We start from the raw sequence: 17,927 nt of genomic DNA, 5'->3' as shown, positions 1-17,927 counted from the left end.
CTGGAAGTGCAGCGACCTGCCGCAACACACTCGCGCTCGCGTCCGGGTTCGCCTCCGCCAGTTGCCGGGGAAGGTAGCGAGCTCCGCCGTAAGTCCCGCGAGTCCGTTCGGGCGGGTGTTGGAGGACGGCATGCGCCAAACTCTGAGAATCTTGCTGAACCCGAGCGGCTGCAGAAGGTACTGGCCCAGCTAGGAATAGGGTCGCGGCGCGAAATCGAAGAGTGGGTGGCTGCCGGGCGCATTATCGTAAATGGTGTCACGGCCGAGCCCGGTCAGAAAATCGGCCCCGGAGATCGTGTCAAAATCAATGGCAAGCTCGTCCCGCTGCGCTTCAGTGTCCGCACACCCCGGGTATTGATTTATCACAAGCCGGAAGGCGAGATTGTCTCGCGCGAGGATCCGGAAGGGCGCCCCACCGTGTTCGAACGGCTTCCGTTATTGCGCAAGGGGCGTTGGATCGCCGTCGGACGACTGGATTTTAATACGTCGGGCCTGTTGCTGTTCACGAACGATGGCACGCTGGCCAATCGTCTGATGCACCCGCGCTACGAACTGGAGCGCGAGTACGCTGTGCGTCTGCTGGGAGCGCTGACCGACGAGCAGATCGAATCGCTGAAGGCCGGAATCCAGCTTGAAGACGGGCTGGCGCGTTTTAGCTCTCTGAGTGATCAGGGCGGCGAGGGCGTCAACCACTGGTACAAGGTGACGCTTTCGGAAGGGCGCAACCGCGAAGTTCGACGCATGTTCGAGGCGGTCGGTTTGACCGTCAGCCGGCTGATGCGCGTGCGCTACGGTCCGGTGAGCCTGTCGTCGCGCCTCAAGCGCGGTATGTGGATGGAAATGCCGGAAGCCGAAGTCTGTGAGTTGGCAGGGTTACCGAAACCGCAAGGGCAGACATCTGCTCGCCCTGGCGAGAAGGAGCGCCAGGCCAGAATTCATCGTACGACGCCGCGCGACCGAACTTGAGAATAGGCGAGCCGGCCGCCCCTTGGGGGTAAGCGCTCGCTGGGCTTTCCGTTCGTCCGAAAGCGCCCGGGTAAACCATGTTACGAATTGCCTGTTTTCAATGAAGTGGTTATACTTGTAAAGCTTTGGTGGGCGCAATTTTTCTATTTCGCTGCACCGGTTTGTGGATGGATTCAACAAAGATGGGCGTTACGCCCATTTTTTATTTGTGGGCGTGGAAATGGATGTCGAACGTCTGATTGAGCAGGTGGTGGCCGGGCTCGGCTTCGAGTTGGTTGATTTCGAGACTTCCCCGAAGGGGCGCTTGATGCGCGTCTTTATCGATATCGAGCGTGGTATCACGGTGGATGATTGTGCCGCGGTCAGTAATCAGCTGACGCGTGTCTTCGAGGTCGAGAACGTCGACTACGACCGGCTCGAGATTTCGTCCCCCGGCCTTGATCGGCCGCTCAAGAAGGCCGCCGATTTCGAACGCTTTGTCGGTAGCGATGTGCAGGTCCGCCTGCGGATGCCGATTGGTAATCAGCGAAATTTCATTGGCGTGCTTGAAGGTTTTGTCGATGGTGTGGTGCGTTTGCGTACCGAGAAGGGTGAGGTCGCCTTTCCCATTGATGAAGTCGAGAAAGCGCGTCTGGTGCCCAAGTTTTGAGTATTCGTATGTGGAGGTTTTGATTAATGAGCCGCGAAATATTGCTGCTTGTGGATGCGCTGGCGCGCGAAAAGAATGTGGCCAAGGACATCGTATTCGGTGCCCTGGAGTCGGCGCTCGCCTCCGCAACGAAGAAGCGCATCAACGACGAGGCCGATGTTCGCGTCACGATCGATCGTGATACCGGTGCCTACGAATCGTTCCGTCGCTGGGTGGTGATGCCTGACGAGGATGTCGTTAATGATGAAGCTGAAATGGGCATCATCGATGCACGGGACGTAGAGCCCAGTATTCAGATCGGCGAATACATTGAAGAGCCGCTTGAGCCAATCGATTTCGGGCGCATCGGCGCTCAGGCGGCGAAGCAGGTGATCTTGCAGCGTATTCGTGATGCCGAGCGCGAGCAGGTGCTCAATGACTTCCTCGATCGTAAGGAACATCTTGTTTCCGGTTCGATCAAGCGCATGGAGCGTGGCAACGCGATCATCGAGGTCGGGCGTCTCGAGGCAGTGATTCCCCGCGACCAGATGATCCCGCGCGAAAATCTGCGTGTCGGCGATCGGGTGAAGGCGTTCCTGCTGCGTATTGACCGTGGTGCGCGAGGCCCGCAACTGATCCTGTCGCGGACAGCCCCGGAGTTCCTCGGTAAGTTGTTCGAGCTCGAAGTGCCGGAGATCGAAGACGGGCTCCTGGAAATCAAGGCCTGCGCCCGCGATCCCGGACTGCGGGCGAAGATCGCGGTGCAGTCCAACGATCCGCGCATCGATCCGATCGGGACTTGCGTCGGCTTGCGCGGATCGCGCGTCACGGCCGTGCGCAACGAAATCGCCGGCGAGCAGATTGACATCATCGTTTGGTCGTCGGATCCTGCGCAGTTCGTTATTTCTGCACTGCAACCTGCTGAAGTGGTGTCGATCGTCGTGGACGAAGAAAGTCACGGCATGGACGTAGTGGTCGATGACAATAATCTCGCCATCGCGATTGGACGCAATGGCCAAAACGTCAAGCTTGCTTCCGAGCTGACGGGCTGGACGATCAATCTCATGAGCGAAGAAGAGTCCGCTCAGAAGACCGGTCAGGAGCGCCAGGGCCTGCGCCAGCTGTTCATGGACAAGCTGGATGTCGATGAAGAATTGGCAGATATCCTGATCGATGAAGGCTTCTCCTCGCTAGAGGAAATTGCCTACGTGCCGCTTGCGGAAATGCTCGAGATCGAAGCCTTCGACGAGGAAACGGTCAACGAGCTGCGTAACCGCGCCCGAAATGTGTTGCTCACCGAGGCCATTGTGACCGAGGAGCAACTGGAGAATGTTTCCGACGATCTGATCGATCTCGAAGGGATGGACAAGCCGCTCGCCGCCAAACTGGCCGAGCATGGCGTTCGCACCCGGGACGATCTGGCCGATCTGGCCGTCGATGAATTGATCGAAATCGCCGGAATCGAACAAGAACGGGCGAGTGCGCTGATTTCGGTCGCGCGCGCGCACTGGTTCGAAGAATGATGGGAGGGCACTGATGGAACAGATGAGCGTAATCCAGTTCGCCGGCGAACTTAAAATGCCGGCAGCGGTGCTGCTCGAGCAGTTGCAGAGAGCCGGGGTCCAGAAGACCAGCTCGGACCAACTGCTGACCGAGCAGGACAAGGCGAGACTGCTCGAATATCTGCGTCGGTCCCATGGCGAAAACCAGCCCAAGGGCAAGATCACGCTGACCCGCAAGCAAACCTCGGAAATCCGAGCTACTGACTCGTCGGGGCGCGCCAGAACAGTTCAGGTCGAAGTGCGGAAAAAACGTGTCTTCGTCAAACGCGATGAGCTCGGCACCGAGTCCGGCGTACACGAAGCTGCACCGGCTGAAGATCAACTTGCCGAAATCTCGGAATTCGACGAACCGGAAGCGCCGGAAGTCGAGGTCGCGCCCGTGGTAACAGTGGTAGAAGCCGCTGTCCAAGTCGCGCCCGCCGCCGAGGTGGAACCGGTCGTTGAGCCTGAGCCCGAACCTATCGTCGAACCGGAAGTTGTCGCAGAACCTGTCGAGGAATATACGGCACCAGTTGCTTCGGCTGAAGAGAGCGAGCCGGAGGCTCCGGCGCGAGCCGCTGCACCCACCCAGAAGCCTTTGCGTGTCTCGATTCTCAGCGACGAAGAGCGTGCTGCGCGCGAACACGAGGCGCGTCGTCATGACGAACTGCGTGCTCGTCAGATGGCTGACCTGAAGGCCAAGCAGGACCGCGAAGCGGCCGCGCGTGCAGCAGCCGAGGCGCGCCGCGCCGAGGAAGAGGCTCGAGTACGAGTTGAAGCGGAAAAGCGCGCCGAGGCTGCAAAACCGCAGGTCAAGGAAACGCAGAAGGCGCCGAGCGGAACGCTGCATCGCCCGGCCAAGACCGAGGACAAGGCCGGAGCGAAGGACGCCAAGCGTGGTACCCGTGGCGCCGCAGACAGCGCCGGCGAAAGCGCAAAACGTCGTGGCCTCAAGACGCGTGGCGAAGTCGGCGCAACGACTGGTTCGTGGCGCGGTGCCCGCGGCGGTGGTCGTCAGGGGCGTGGACAGCAGGACGATCACAAGAGCTTTCAGGCACCGACTGAGCCCGTGATACGCGAAATCCACGTGCCCGAGACCATCTCCGTAGCGGATCTGGCGCACAAGATGTCAGTCAAGGCGGCCGAGGTCATTAAAGCCTTGATGAAGATGGGCTCGATGGTCACGATCAACCAGGTGCTCGATCAGGAAACTGCAATGATCCTGGTCGAGGAAATGGGCCACAAGGCATTCGCAGCAAAGCTGGACGATCCTGACGCTTTCCTCGAGGATAGCGAAGCGCACCACGATGCGAAGGTGGAGTCGCGCGCCCCGGTCGTCACCGTGATGGGCCACGTAGACCACGGCAAGACTTCGCTGCTGGACTATATCCGCCGTGCGAAGGTTGCCTCCGGCGAAGCCGGCGGCATTACGCAGCACATTGGCGCCTACCACGTGGAAACCCCGCGCGGCATGCTGACCTTCCTGGATACCCCGGGGCACGAGGCATTCACGGCGATGCGTGCCCGCGGCGCCAAGGCAACCGACATCGTGATCCTCGTTGTCGCCGCGGACGATGGCGTGATGCCGCAAACGCGGGAAGCGATTCACCACGCTAAGGCGGCCGGCGTGCCTTTGGTGGTTGCGGTCAACAAGATCGACAAGCACGAGGCGAATCCGGACCGCGTCAAGCAGGAGCTCGTAGCTGAAGGCGTCCTGCCGGAAGAGTACGGTGGCGATGTCATGTTCATCAACGTCTCGGCCAAGACCGGTGTCGGTATTGACGAGCTGCTCGAAGCGGTTCTGCTGCAGGCCGAAGTGCTGGAGTTGACGGCCGCCGTCGATACGCCTGCAAAGGGCTTGATCATTGAAGCGCGGCTCGACAAGGGGCGCGGTCCCGTGGCGTCCCTGCTGGTTCAGTCCGGCACCTTGCGCAAGGGTGACGTGATGCTGGTCGGCGCGACCTTCGGTCGTATTCGTGCAATGCTCGACGAGAATGGCAAGCCGGTTGATGAGGCAGGGCCGTCGATTCCGGTGGAAATCCTCGGTCTGTCGGATGTGCCGGGTGCCGGTGATGAGGCCATCGTCCTGGCCGACGAGAAGAAGGCGCGCGAAATTGCGCTATTCCGTCAGGGCAAGTTCCGTGAAGTCAAACTTGCCAAACAGCAGGCGGCGAAGCTCGAAAGCATGTTCGAGCAGATGTCGGAAGGCGAAGTCAAGACGCTCGCGCTCATCGTCAAGGCCGACGTGCAGGGTTCGCAGGAAGCACTGGTTCAGGCTCTCAACAAGCTGTCGACCGACGAAGTCCGCGTCAACGCGATCCACTCGGCGGTTGGCGCCATTTCCGAGTCCGACGTCAACCTCGCGCAGGCGTCGGGCGCCGTCATCATCGGCTTCAATACCCGTGCCGATGCTGGTGCCCGCAAGCTTGCAGAGACTTTCGGGGTGGATATCCGCTACTACAACATCATTTACGATGCGGTCGATGAGGTAAAGGCGGCGCTATCCGGTCTGCTGTCTCCGGAAAAGCGCGAACACGTGTTGGGGCTGGTCGAAGTGCGTCAGGTGTTCCGTGTGCCGAAGGTCGGTGCCGTTGCCGGTTGTTATGTGCTCGAAGGCCTCGTCAAGCGCGGTTCGCAGATCCGTGTGCTGCGCGACCACGTGGTCATCCACACCGGCGAACTCGAATCGCTCAAGCGCTTCAAGGACGACGTCAAGGAGGTCAAGTTCGGTTTCGAATGCGGCCTCTCGATCAAGAACTTCAACGACGTCCAGGAAGGCGACCAGCTTGAAGTGTTCGAGATCCAGGAAATCGCGCGGACACTTTAAATCATGCCCAAGGAGTTTTCCCGTAGCCAGCGCGTCGTCGAGCAGATCCGGCGCGAGCTGGCGGAACTGATCCGGCTAGAGGTCAAGGACCCTCGCGTGGGGTTCATTACACTGACCGATGTCGAGATTACGCCCGACTACGCGCACGCCAAGGTGTTTTTCACCTCGATGCGGGGCGAGGAGGGGCTGGACGAAATCCTCGTCGGTTTGCGGCGTGCAAGTGGCTTTCTACGCCGCGAGCTGGGCAAGCGCGTGCGTATCCACACCCTGCCCGAGCTGCACTTTCAGTACGACAGCTCGGTGGAGCGGGGTAGTCGGATGTCGCAGCTAATCGACCAAGTGGTGCGCGAGGATGAAGCGCGTCACAAGGACGAGCCGGAGAGCTGACCGCCTTTGAAAGCGCAGAAGCAATTCAGGCATCAGCGCCGTCCAGTGGACGGCGTGCTGCTGCTCGACAAACCGAAGGGCATGACCTCGAATGCCGCGCTGCAAACGGCTCGACGCCTGCTTAATGCCGCGAAAGCGGGGCATACCGGCACCCTCGATCCGATGGCTACTGGCTTGCTGCCGCTGACCTTCGGGGAGGCAACCAAATTTTCGCAAATGCTGCTCGATGCCGACAAGGCCTACGAGGCTACCGTCAGTCTCGGTGTTGAAACCGACACGGGGGATGCCGAAGGGGCTGCAATTGCTTCGGCGCCAGTGAACGTGAATGTGGACGCCATCAGGCAGGCGCTGCTTTGCCTGACGGGCGAAATCGAGCAAATCCCGCCGATGTATTCCGCACTCAAGCGTGATGGCAAACCGCTATACGAATACGCGCGTGCCGGTATCGAACTTGAGCGGGCGCCGCGGCGGGTCAGCATCCACCGGTTGGACCTGCTTGGTGTCGAGAATGAATCATTCCGCATACACGTCGAGTGTAGCAAGGGTACCTATATCCGGACGCTGGCTATCGACCTTGGGCGCATGCTCGGTTGCGGGGCTCATCTTTCCGCGTTGCGGCGAACCCGTATCGGCCCGTTCAGTGTAGATGCGGCCAGTTCGGTCGCCGCGCTTGAGGCTGTGCCGGTTGGGGATCGTGACAAGATGCTGTCCCCGGTCGATACATTGGTGGCACACCTGCCACGAGTTGATCTCGACACGGTTCAGGCGCATGCGCTATTGCAGGGGCGCGTGCTGGTAATGTCCGTTCCGCCTCCAGGGCTGGTTCGGGTCTATGGTGACGATCGATATCTTGGACTTGGCGAAAGCAGTGCAGACGGAAAGCTGTCGCCAAAACGCCTCGTTTCGACCGACGCTAGCGTGCAGCAAGCTTGATAATGATTGAGTTTTACATAGCGCGTTGGGTATAATCCCACGCTTCTGATTGGCAGAACGAAAAGAGTAAATACGCAAATGGCTCTCGATACCGCATCCAAGTCGCAGATCGTTAACGACTTCCAGCGCGCCAAAGGCGACACCGGCTCCCCGGAAGTCCAGGTCGCGCTGCTCACCGCCCGCATCAACGGGCTGACCGGCCACTTCAAGGCCAACGCGAAGGATCACCACTCGCGTCGCGGCCTGCTCAAAATGGTCTCCCAGCGCCGCAAGCTGCTCGATTACCTGAAGGGCAAGAACGCTGACGGCTACCGCAACCTGATCGAGCGTCTGGGTCTGCGCAAGTAAGTCGCCGCTCGTGTCGAGTCTGACAGCGTCGAAAAAGGCAACTTAAGCCAGCAAGCCGGTGCGGATCCAAAGGGGCCGCACCGGCTTTGTTTTTGCGCCCGTCAGGCCGATTTGACTTCGCAGTTGTAGTCTGCTGCATCCACTTATCGAAAGGATTTCACCTTGCCTACCGCTCTCAAGAAGACATTCGCCTACGGCGCGCACACCGTTACCCTCGAAACCGGCGAGATTGCTCGCCAGGCTGGTGGTGCGGTCATCGTCAACATGGACGACACGATGGTGCTCGCGACCGTGGTCGCCGCCAAAGAAGCCAAGACCGGCCAGGACTTTTTCCCGCTGACCGTCGACTATGTTGAAAAATTCTATGCTGCAGGGCGCATTCCCGGTGGATTCTTCAAGCGCGAAGGGCGCCCGACCGAAAAGGAAACGCTGACGTGCCGCCTGATCGATCGGCCGATTCGTCCGCTATTTCCGGAAGGCTTTTATAACGAAGTTCAGGTCATCATCACGGTGCTCTCGCTGAACCCGGAAATCGATCCGGACATTCCTGCGATGATCGGAGCCTCGGCGGCACTGGCGATCTCTGGTGTGCCTTTCAACGGTCCGATCGGCGCGTGCCGCGTGGGTTACGCTAACGGCGAATACATCCTCAATCCGACCACAGAGCAACTCAAGACTAGCGAGCTGAACCTGGTCGTTGCCGGCACCGAAGCTGCCGTGCTGATGGTGGAGTCTGAAGCAAGAGAACTGTCCGAAGAAATCATGCTCGGGTCGGTGGTGTTTGGTCATCACCAGATGCAGGCTGCTATTCGCGCAATCAATGAACTGGTTGAAGTGGCAGGCAAACCCGAATGGGATTGGCAGCCTCCGGCCAAGAATGAAGCGCTGATCGCCCGCATCAAGGAACTTGCTGGGGCCGACATGGAAGAGGCCTTCCGCATCACCAGCAAACAGGCCCGTACCGAGCGCGTCAACGAGATTCGCAAGAAGGCCATTGCAGCGATCACGGAAGCTGCGGAAGTGCCGCCGTCGGCCAACGAGCTCAAGGATATTTTCCATGACCTCGAAGCCGGTATCGTGCGCAGCCGCATTCTCGCTGGTGAGCCGCGGATCGACGGGCGTGACACGCGCACCGTGCGTCCGATCGACATTCGCGTTGGCGTGCTGCCGCGTACCCACGGTTCGGCACTGTTTACCCGTGGCGAAACGCAGGCCTTGGTGGTCGCGACCCTCGGTACCGGTCGCGATGAGCAGATCATCGATGCAATCGCTGGCGAGTACCGCGAGAGCTTCATGCTGCACTACAACTTCCCGCCGTTCTCGACCGGTGAAACCGGACGTATGGGCGTGACCAAGCGCCGCGAAGTCGGTCATGGACGTCTGGCCAAGCGTGCGTTGGTGGCGGCGTTGCCGCCTGCCGAAGGCTTCAGCTACACCGTACGCGTGGTGTCGGAAATTACCGAATCGAACGGCTCCAGTTCGATGGCGTCGGTGTGCGGCGGTTCTCTGGCGATGATGGATGCCGGGGTGCCGCTCAAGGCGCATGTCGCCGGTATCGCGATGGGACTCATCAAGGAAGGCAATCGCTTCGCGGTGCTGACCGACATTCTCGGCGACGAGGACCATCTTGGCGACATGGATTTCAAGGTGGCCGGCACGGAAAACGGTGTCACCGCGCTGCAAATGGATATCAAGATCCAGGGTATCACCAAGGAAATCATGCAGGTCGCGCTGGCTCAGGCCGGTGTGGGGCGCATGCATATCCTTGGCATCATGAAGCAGTCGCTCGCTTCGCATCGCGGCGAAGTATCCGAGTTCGCCCCGCGCATGATCACCATGAAGATCAATCCGGAAAAGATCCGCGACGTGATCGGCAAGGGGGGCGCGGTGATTCGCGCTCTGCAGGAAGAAACGGGCACCGTCATCGAGTTGCAGGACGATGGTAGCGTGACGATTTCGTCCGTCAGCGCGGAAGGCGCACAACTGGCCAAGGAGAAAATCGAGGCCATCACGGCGGAAGTCGAAGTTGGCAAGATCTATAACGGCACCGTCATGCGTCTGCTGGATTTCGGTGCGATCGTGAACATCATGCCGGGACGCGACGGCTTGCTGCACGTTTCGCAGATCGCCAACGAGCGGGTCAATAACGTCGCCGATTATGTGAAGGAAGGTCAGGCCGTACGCGTCAAGGTTCTCGAAACCGACGAGCGCGGCAAGATCCGCCTGAGCATGAAGGCGCTGCTGGATCACGCTAGCGAATAAGCCTGGAGGCTCAAACAAAAGGGGACGCTGCGGCGTCCCCTTTTTGTTGCCACGATTGCGTCGCGCATCGGCGCGCCAACGTGGCCTTGTGCGGAATTACTTCGCGACCTGGCGCTCGCGCATTTCCTCGAGCGTCTTGCAGTCGATGCACATCGTTGCGGTAGGGCGCGCCTCAAGGCGTTTGAGCCCGATTTCAACGCCGCAGCTATCACAGTAGCCATATTCGCCTGCCGCGATGCGGCCAAGGGCTTCGTCAATCTTCTTGATCAGTTTCCGCTCCCGATCGCGGTTACGCAGTTCGAGCGCGATGTCGGATTCCTGGCTGGCACGATCGTTGGGGTCGGCGAAGGCGGTGGCTTCGTCCTGCATCGTGTGCACCGTGCGTTCAATGTCGCCGGCCAGCTCGTGCTTTACCGATTCGAGCATCTCGCGGAAGTGGGCCAGCTGCTTCTCGCTCATGTATTCCTCGCCTTTCGCGGGGGCATACGGCGGGAATTGTTTGTGCAGTGTATCGTCTGGCATGACTTCGACTTCCGGTTGGTTATTGAAGGAAGCGAACTAATATCAGAATCCGCCCGTCTGGGCAAGCAGAGACCTGTTTGACGAGCATTTCTTCTTTCGTCGAAGTTATGCTGATATTTTCTTTGATTTGTTGTTTGACGCACTGCCGATGTATGTGTATTATTCGCGGCTCTCGGGGTGTAGCGCAGTCCGGTAGCGCGCTTGCTTTGGGAGCAAGATGTCGGGGGTTCGAATCCCTCCACCCCGACCAGCTAACCCCGAAAATGCCCGCGGGATCTGCCCGTAGCTCAACTGGATAGAGCACCGGCCTTCTAAGCCGGGGGTTACAGGTTCGATTCCTGTCGGGCAGGCCAGTAATAGGTTTTTGATTGCAGGATTCCTGCAATCGGAGAAGTGGCGGCATTAGCTCAGTCGGTAGAGCACTGGATTGTGGCTCCAGGTGTCACCGGTTCGATCCCGGTATGTCGCCCCATGTTTTCAAGTACTTGCAGCGCTTTTACATGCTAAAGCCATATTGCAAAAAGTCACGCAAGTGCTTGTTTTAGCTGTGTTGAGCACTGGACTGTAACTACCCGGATACGGGATGCAACGACGGAATTCCAGTCCCGCAGCGTTGCAGGAAACCTGAAAGTGGTTGAGGGGCCAAGCGCCACCTGTTTGGCGCAGTTTGTTTCGTAGGGTAGCTCGGAAGCATACGAGGCATCACCCGGCGGCCAACGCTAGAATCCTACAAACTTTGTAAGATCATCGGATCGACCGAGCGGTTTTCCTGTGGGTCGGTGTGAGCTCGCGACGCGCACATGCCGACGCAGAGACGCAGCGGCGCCCGAATCATGACAGGGTAGGGGAGAGACCGGTTCGCCGCGCCGTCAATCTCATGGCTGGCGTGTATCGCCTTGCCGTCGCACTCCTGAAGCCTTTCCCCGCGGGCCGCTCGTTCTGCCCGGCGAGGACGATTCGGTGCACTGGCCCCTATCCGCCTCCCGGAAGCGCTCAACGACAAGACCGTCACGCGCGCTGTGGACAGCAGTGGCGGGGCGCCTACGTTCTGCATCGCGTGCTCGATTCCAGCGCGGCTGACGCCGAAGTGCTGGTACCGCAAGTCCTGTCGGCGCCGACGCCGGATCGGATTCCGCGCGATTAGACAAGGACACCGACAAGCACGCGTGGGCGCTTGCCCTGCGTCTTTGTCGCAGCGCGTTTGGATGGTGACCTTATGTTAGCGGCGATCTCTGATTGACTGGATGCGCCGAAGGGAAAGTGATCCGCCGGGCTCCGTACTTTTTACCGCAACTTCAATGCGTTTCGCTTCACGCTGCTGATCAGCGTTCGACCGGAATACACTCATCAGGTTGGTCAATTCTTAGCCGGCGCCAACAATTCAGTCCTGTTCGGTCACTTCGCCGTCAGCCGCCGCTTGCCTTTGCACAAAGCTCCCCGTGGCATTGTTGTACCAGCGCACCAAGTGGTGTCGTGTTGGGCGAGGTAGTCGTAGGCTAGAGCGGCCCATATAGGGATCGCTCTACATCCGAGCTGCATGGAAACGCGGTACCCATCGACCCGGCCGTTGCGAAGCTGCCCGCCACGCCCCGAACTGGTCGGCCGCCATGGGATGGCTCACAAAATGGCCCTGTGCGATATCACATCCCAGTTCCGTCACGCGCCGCAACGCATCCTGGCTTTCCACGACCTCTGCCACAACTTCGAAGCCCAGCTTGTGCCCCATTTGTGCGGCCGAGCCGACGACCAGCGGGATGACGAACGACTGGTCGATCTTGATGGCATCGACCGGCAGGTGTTGCAGATAACCCAGGCTCGAATAGCCGGCACCGAAGTCGTCGATGGCATGTTGAAAACCGCGGCCGAGGCGTCCACCATCAGCGCGATCTCCGTCAGCTCCAGCTGAATCCAGCCTGGTTGGGCTCCCCAAGTCTCGACCAGGCCCTCGAGCTTGTCGAGCAGTGTCGGGTCGCGCAGATCGTGCGCCGAGAGATTGACCGACATCGGCAGTTCGATTCCTGCCATGTGCCACGCGTAGCGCTGGCGGAACGTCGCTTCGAGGACCCAGTGAGTGACGGGGGTGATCATTCCCGCCTGTTCCGCGAGCGTGATGAACTCGAACGTCGGGGCCTGACCGAGCAGTGGATGCTTCCACCGAACCAGTGCTTCGGCGCGACAGATCGCTGCCGAAGCCAGGTGCAGCTTGGGCTGAAGCAGGAGTGCGAGTTGGTGCCTCTCGATCGCGTGGCGCAGCTCCGCCATCAACGCCAGCCTGCGCGAGGCTTCCTGATCGAGCGCCGGTGCAATGACCGCGTAGTCCCGACCGGCCTGCATCGCATCGCGCATCGCCACGCGAGCGCGTCGTAGGAATACCTCCGCGTCCGCCCCATGGCCGGGAAACAGGGCCAGACCGGTGTGAGTGTGTACATCGAACGCCAACCCCTCGACGTCGATCGAGGTGTGCAACAATTTCGAGAGCTGCTGTGCCGTTGCGGAGGAGCGAGCCGAATCGGCGTTCGGCAACAGCAGCGGGAATTCCCCTTCACCCACCCGGGCGACGGTTTCGGCAAGCTCGGCCTCGATCAGTCGGCGCGCGAATGTCTGGATGAGCCGATCGCCTTACACATAGCCCAGGGTGTCATTGACTTCCTGCAGATGGTCGAGGCTCACGATCATGAGCGCGAGCGGCTGGTTCTGCGCAACCGCGGCGTCAAGAACGGGCTCGAACCGCTCGCATAAGCTCGCCCGGTTGTGCAGACCGGTCAGCGCGTCATAGTAGGCCATGCGGTGAATGGTCGCTTCGACGGCCGTTGTATCCAGCGCAAGATTTGCCGCGACTACCCTGGCCGTCACCACGGGCAGCGCAAAGCCTGCGGAAGGTCCGGCGGGCGCGCCTCCCAGAGCTTTTACCGTGGGCGGCGTTGGGCTGAGCCCCCGCGAAACGCGGAATAGGCGCCATAGGCAAAACACAACAGGTCAAGAATGGCGACCAGCAGAACCCAGTAATGATTGTCAGCGACCGGCATATAGGATCCACTTCGTGACCGGCGTATAGGAGCCAGCGTCTGACCGGCGTAATGGAGCCAGTCCGTGACCGGCGTATAGGCGCCACCCTCGGATCGCCGTAATGGAGCCACCGGCGGCGGAGAAGTAGGCAACGGGCATTTCGGATTTTTCAACGAGCGATCGTTACCCTCGGCGGTTTTTTTGCCGGGGGTTCGATGAGCAGAAGGAAATTCGAAATGCACCACTACCGACAGGCCCTGATGCGCATGCGTCAGGGCGATTCTGATCGTGACATTGCCAAGAGCCGCCTGATGGGGCGGCGTGCGGCGGCCGCCCTGCGGGCGCTGGCGCAAGGTCAGGGTTGGCTGGACGCCGGCACTCTGCCGCCGGACGATGCGGCAATCGCTGCGGCGCTGGCGGCCCCCAAGCGCGCCGGCACCACGATTTCCGGGCTCGAACCGCTGCGCGAGACAATCGCCGGCTGGTTCAATCAAGGTGTTTCCGGCGTCGTCATCCACACCGCCCTGAAGCGCGAACACGGCTACACCGGCAGCTACTCGGCGGTGCGCCGGATGCTCGCCACCTTGAAACGCGAGATCCCGCCGCAGGCCACCGTCCGCCTGATCTTCGCGCCCGGCGAAGCCGCCCAGGTCGACTTCGGCGCCGGCCCGATGCTCGAACATCCGGTCGGCGATGTCCGCCGGACCTGGGCCTTCGTCATGACGCTGTGCTTCTCGCGTCACCAGTACGTCGAGTTCGTCTGGGATCAGACGGTAGCGACCTGGCTGGGCTGCCACCGGCGGGCCTTCGAGTGGTTCGCGGCGGTACCCGAGCGGATCATCATCGATTTTGTGCCCGGGCACAAAATCGATGTTTTGTGTCCTGGACCGTTATGTGCCGTACCCGCCTGCACAGTGCGCCTGCGACGGCGAGTAGCCCGCCGCCGGGCACATAATCTTCACAGAGATTGCAGCCACTTCATCAGGTCTTGGTTCTGACGCCATCCGACGCGTTGCGGGGATGCCCCCGAAGTCGTCGGAGGCATGCATGCCGCGAGGGCCGCCTGCTTGGTTCTCATCGTGATCTCGGCGTACCTATTGGTCGTGTCGAGACTGACGTGACCGAGCCAGGCGCGGATGACGTTGATCTCGACTCCGGACTCCAGCAATCGGACCGCGGTCGTGTGCCGAAACACATGCGGCGAGATCGTCTTGCCCGGAGCGTGCCCGTCGCTTCGAATCAGGTCTTGCGTGTGCCGCCTGACGAGCTTGTAGATGCCAAAGCGCGTCAGGGGTTGAAGACGACTCGATACGAAGAGCGCCGCCTTGGTGTCGCCGCCCTGGACCGTATCCAACTGCTTGAGCAACGCTGCCGTCTCGGGCCAGATGGGGCAGCCCCGCCACTTGTCGCCCTTGCCGTGTAGTCGCACCCGCAGTGGCCCGTCGAGATCGAGATCGCCGACGCGCAGATCGGCGAGTTCCTGGACTCGAGCGCCTGTGTTGTACAGCAGCATGAGCAATGCCTGATCGCGAAGGATCCGACGACCCTGCGCAGCAAGCAATTGGAACAGCCGGTCGATCTCCTCGCGCTCCAGGTAGCGCGTCGGCGCGGGCGACGTCCGCTTGTTCGGAATCGCTTCGACGCGCTCGGCCTCGGCCAGCATCTCGCAGTGATGCGTGGCGACAAAGCGATAGAAGGTGTGCAGCGCGGCCAAGCGTTGGTTGCGCGTTTGCGGCTTGTTGTGGCGTTGAACCTCGATCATCTGAAGGAATTCGAGCACTCTCTGCGACGACAAGTCGTTCAGACTGAGCCGGGTGACCGGTTTGCGACATGCGCCGGCGACGAAGGCGAGAAACAGCTTGATTGTGTCCCGGTAGCTCTTGATCGAGCCGGGGCGTAGTCCCTTCTGCACCTTTAGATGGTCCTCGAAGAAGCTGAACAGCACTTGCCCAATGGTGCTCATGATTGGCCTCCTCTTGGTGCGAACGCCCGAAATCGCTGGTCGGCCTCGCGCAGCATCTCTTCGGTGATCGTCACGTACACTGCGGTGGACGCCGGGTCGGAATGACCGAGGAAAGTCGCCAGATGGATCAAGCGCGCGTTCGGGTCGATTCCCGAGCGATACCACCGCAACAAGGTCCCGACGGCGAACGCGTGCCTCAGATCGTGCAGCCGTGGAGCGCACACACCGGCTGGTACGTTCAACCCAAGGTGCGGCAGAAGCGAGTGAAACGTCTGGCTGATCGTGCATTCGTGGACCGCGCCGCGCTTGGTGAACGAGAACAGCGGTGCCTCGGGATCGGCGTGCGGGCCGAAGCGCTTGTCGACATAGCGCGCCAAGCGCTCGCCCATGCGTGGGCCAAACGGCACGAGCCGGGACTTGTAGAACTTGGCATCTCGCACTGACAGCGTCGCACGCTCGAAATCGACGTCCCCCACCAACAGTCTACTGACCTCGCCGACCCTAAGGCCCAGCCCGTAAAGCAGCGCGAACACCATCTCGTAGACCAGGGCGCGATGTGGTGCCTTTGGCCGAGTAGGCATGCCTCGCGCGGCTTCGAGCAGCCGCTTCGCGTCGTCGAGGCTGAACAGGTAGGGGATGCGCTGGCCGGTGACGCGACGAGGACGAGCATTGACCGGATTGCGTTCGACCACCCCTTGGATCAACGCCCAGTCGAAGAACCGGCGTGTCACGCCGACAAGGTGGTTGTAGCTGCGCGCCCGGGCGCGCGGGCGCGAAGCGAGGAAGGTATCGATCAGCCGGGAGTCGAGCTGATCTAGGGCCGCGATGCGCTGGTCGGCAAGGTAGCCGTCGAGCAGGTGCAGCGCGGCAGCCTCGGTCTTGTACTTGCAGCCCAGCGCTCTCTTGTATTGCAGAAAGGCACCAATCTGTCTGGCGAGCAGGCTGCGCAGCTCGGCGCGCCGGCTGCTCACAAGACCTCCCCATTGCCCATGGCAACTTCGCGAAGCGCGGCAACGTCGACCTTGGTGTAGATCTTGGTCGATTGCGCGGAGCGGTGGCCGACGTAGTCGCCGATCGTCTTCAGCGAGAACTGGGCATCGACCAGACGCTGCACGCAGGTGTGGCGCAGCGTGTGCGCGCCGGCTCGATGAACTCGTACGCCAGCGCGCTGCAGGTATCTCACCGCTGCCGACGAGACTGCCGCACTCGTGATCGGGCGCCACGGCGCCATCGACCGGAAGAACACATGTCGATCGGTGGTCTGGGGGCGCCCATTCTTCAGATAGTCGATGATCGCCTCGCCGACGACGCTGGCCAGCGGATACGCAGACCAGTGCCCGGCCTTGCGCTGGGGAACGTTAAGCCGCTCGTGCTGCCAGTCGATGTCTTCCAGCGTGAGTTGGGCAACCTCGATGCCACGCAGACCGTACGTCACCAGCAGCAACAGCATCGCGTAGTCGCGCCGGCCCAACGCGCAGCGCCGATCCACGCAGCTGAGCATGTCGCGGACCTCTTCCCATGTGATGCCACGCGGCACATTGGCCAGACGATGTACCCGCGGCACCTCCACTACAGCGCTGAGGTCGCGCTCGACGAGCCTCTCGCGGTGACAGTACCGAAGGAAGATACGCAGTGTTCCGCACAGATCGCGTCGGCTGGTGCGTGCCAAGCCAACGCAGCGCTCGACGAGGAATGCGGCAAGCAGCGGCGGCGACACCGACGCCAGCGAAGCCGCGCCGGCACTATCGAGAAATGCGCTCAAGCCGTTGAGGTAGAAGGCATGGCGCTCAACGGTGTCGGCCTTCAAACCACGTTCATCGCGCAGGTAGCCGGCAAATCCCGGAGCTTCTGCTTCGAACGGGAAGGGTTTACGTTGGCGATGCCGTCCGACGCTGCCGTGCAGCGCCAACTCGAGCATCTGCCGGACCGGGTTACGCGCGTCATGCGCGACCTTCGCGCGCGCTGCGTCGGACCTGCACGACTTGCCGTGGATCGCCACCCAGTGCTGCGCGAACGCCTCAACGTGGTCGAGTGCGGTCTGGCCGTCGATCGCGCCGCGGGTGCTGGCGAACTCGCCGAACTGACAAAGAATGGGCACGCGTCTGAAGACGTTGCGGTCCGCATAGCCCTGCGCTCGCAGCCATCCGACGTAGTGCTCGATGTAGGCCCCGGCGAAGTTGGCCCGAATGCGATCGACGGTGGCCGGTCTGAGAAAGTAGCGCTCTAACATGACAACCTCCATTCCAATGAGAGAAGGGAGATTGATGGTCCGCCTTCGGACCACGCGTTATGTGCCCATCTTCAAACGAGCCTCGAGCCGCAGCGCGCTTCTCAGGTCGGTACAGCACATAAGCGCCCAGGACACAAAACATCGACAACGCCAGGTGCGCGATCACCAAGGCGTGTGTGCATGATCCGCAGGTCCAGCGTTCCTACGCCGACGCGGCCTGTGGCTACGGTTTCCGCATCGATGCCTGTCCGCCGCATGATCCGCAGAAGAAGGGCATCGTCGAGTCGGGGGTCAAATACCTGAAGGGCAACTTC

14 protein-coding genes, 3 tRNA genes and 2 pseudogenes are annotated in these 17,927 nt (G+C 61.0%); 13 read left to right on the top strand and 6 right to left on the bottom strand.

Annotated features, from left to right (window positions below):
* The 8 genes from rluB (at position 1) to pnp (ending at position 9,892) form a co-directional block, all read left to right on the top strand.
* Positions 1–966 carry a 23S rRNA pseudouridine(2605) synthase RluB gene (gene rluB, locus GPA25_RS10045; protein ID WP_425486381.1) on the top strand — a complete coding sequence of 322 codons (966 nt, stop codon included), beginning with the start codon at positions 1–3 and terminating at the stop codon, positions 964–966.
* A 220-nt stretch (positions 967–1,186) separates the two neighbouring features.
* Positions 1,187–1,615 carry a ribosome maturation factor RimP gene (rimP, locus tag GPA25_RS10040; RefSeq protein WP_211163048.1) on the top strand — a complete coding sequence of 143 codons (429 nt, stop codon included), beginning with the start codon at positions 1,187–1,189 and terminating at the stop codon, positions 1,613–1,615.
* A gap of 26 nt (positions 1,616–1,641) precedes the next feature.
* Complete coding sequence (nusA, locus tag GPA25_RS10035) at positions 1,642–3,117, top strand: transcription termination factor NusA (RefSeq protein ID WP_169260241.1); 1,476 nt, start codon at positions 1,642–1,644, stop codon at positions 3,115–3,117.
* Between the two features lie 13 nt (positions 3,118–3,130).
* Positions 3,131–5,962: a translation initiation factor IF-2 gene (gene infB / locus GPA25_RS10030; RefSeq protein ID WP_169260240.1), complete on the top strand. Its 2,832-nt coding sequence runs from the start codon at positions 3,131–3,133 to the stop codon at positions 5,960–5,962.
* Positions 5,963–5,965: 3 nt separating this feature from the next.
* A complete protein-coding gene (gene rbfA / locus GPA25_RS10025; protein ID WP_169260239.1) occupies positions 5,966–6,349 on the top strand; it encodes a 30S ribosome-binding factor RbfA in 384 nt (127 codons plus the stop codon).
* 6 nt (positions 6,350–6,355) lie between these two features.
* Positions 6,356–7,282: a tRNA pseudouridine(55) synthase TruB gene (gene truB, locus GPA25_RS10020; RefSeq protein ID WP_169260238.1), complete on the top strand. Its 927-nt coding sequence runs from the start codon at positions 6,356–6,358 to the stop codon at positions 7,280–7,282.
* A 78-nt stretch (positions 7,283–7,360) separates the two neighbouring features.
* Complete coding sequence (rpsO, locus tag GPA25_RS10015; protein WP_169260237.1) at positions 7,361–7,630, top strand: 30S ribosomal protein S15; 270 nt, start codon at positions 7,361–7,363, stop codon at positions 7,628–7,630.
* 162 nt (positions 7,631–7,792) lie between these two features.
* Complete coding sequence (gene pnp, locus GPA25_RS10010) at positions 7,793–9,892, top strand: polyribonucleotide nucleotidyltransferase (protein WP_169260236.1); 2,100 nt, start codon at positions 7,793–7,795, stop codon at positions 9,890–9,892.
* A gap of 96 nt (positions 9,893–9,988) precedes the next feature.
* On the opposite strand, the gene dksA is transcribed toward pnp, so the two are convergent.
* Complete coding sequence (dksA, locus tag GPA25_RS10005) at positions 9,989–10,414, bottom strand: RNA polymerase-binding protein DksA (RefSeq protein ID WP_169260235.1); 426 nt, start codon at positions 10,412–10,414, stop codon at positions 9,989–9,991.
* Positions 10,415–10,587: 173 nt separating this feature from the next.
* Between dksA and GPA25_RS10000 the strand changes: the two genes are divergently transcribed.
* The 3 genes from GPA25_RS10000 (at position 10,588) to GPA25_RS09990 (ending at position 10,886) form a co-directional block, all read left to right on the top strand.
* Positions 10,588–10,664 (top strand) — tRNA-Pro (locus GPA25_RS10000).
* A gap of 26 nt (positions 10,665–10,690) precedes the next feature.
* Positions 10,691–10,767: transfer RNA gene (locus GPA25_RS09995), tRNA-Arg, on the top strand.
* Between the two features lie 43 nt (positions 10,768–10,810).
* Positions 10,811–10,886: transfer RNA gene (locus GPA25_RS09990), tRNA-His, on the top strand.
* Between the two features lie 1,050 nt (positions 10,887–11,936).
* Here GPA25_RS09990 and GPA25_RS24205 read toward each other — a convergent pair.
* Both GPA25_RS24205 and GPA25_RS09985 read right to left on the bottom strand, forming a co-directional pair.
* Entirely contained in the window at positions 11,937–12,446 is a 510-nt protein-coding gene (locus GPA25_RS24205) for an EAL domain-containing protein (protein ID WP_343034890.1), read from the bottom strand.
* A pseudogene (locus GPA25_RS09985) lies at positions 12,347–13,198 on the bottom strand (diguanylate cyclase domain-containing protein); the annotation flags it as partial. The pseudogene GPA25_RS09985 and the gene GPA25_RS24205, both read right to left, overlap by 100 nt.
* Before the next feature lie 482 nt (positions 13,199–13,680).
* Between GPA25_RS09985 and GPA25_RS09975 the strand changes: the two are divergent.
* Positions 13,681–14,418, top strand: coding sequence for a DDE-type integrase/transposase/recombinase (locus GPA25_RS09975; protein ID WP_169260233.1), 738 nt, complete (start codon positions 13,681–13,683; stop codon positions 14,416–14,418).
* On the opposite strand, the gene GPA25_RS09970 is transcribed toward GPA25_RS09975, so the two are convergent.
* The 3 genes from GPA25_RS09970 to GPA25_RS09960 are packed head-to-tail and all read right to left on the bottom strand — an operon-like array spanning position 14,379 to position 17,613.
* Positions 14,379–15,383, bottom strand: coding sequence for a tyrosine-type recombinase/integrase (locus GPA25_RS09970; protein WP_211163042.1), 1,005 nt, complete (start codon positions 15,381–15,383; stop codon positions 14,379–14,381). The two genes, GPA25_RS09975 and GPA25_RS09970, sit on opposite strands and share 40 nt — an antisense overlap.
* On the bottom strand, positions 15,380–16,354 hold the full coding sequence (locus GPA25_RS23985; RefSeq protein WP_169260232.1) for a tyrosine-type recombinase/integrase: 975 nt from the start codon (positions 16,352–16,354) through the stop codon (positions 15,380–15,382). Before GPA25_RS23985 ends, GPA25_RS09970 begins: the two co-directional genes overlap by 4 nt.
* The gene (locus tag GPA25_RS09960; RefSeq protein ID WP_169260231.1) at positions 16,351–17,613 is read right to left on the bottom strand and encodes a site-specific integrase; all 1,263 of its coding nucleotides are present in this window, start codon (positions 17,611–17,613) and stop codon (positions 16,351–16,353) included. Before GPA25_RS09960 ends, GPA25_RS23985 begins: the two co-directional genes overlap by 4 nt.
* A 140-nt stretch (positions 17,614–17,753) precedes the next feature.
* On the opposite strand from GPA25_RS09960, the pseudogene GPA25_RS09955 reads away from it, so the two are divergent.
* Positions 17,754–17,927, top strand: a pseudogene (locus GPA25_RS09955) (IS21 family transposase); the annotation flags it as partial.

Origin of the sequence: Aromatoleum diolicum, assembly GCF_012910955.1 — a bacterium.
Classification (GTDB): Bacteria; Pseudomonadota; Gammaproteobacteria; order Burkholderiales; family Rhodocyclaceae; genus Aromatoleum; species Aromatoleum diolicum.
Note: the sequence above shows the minus strand (reverse complement) of the source record. Positions and strands in the feature narration are given on the sequence as shown.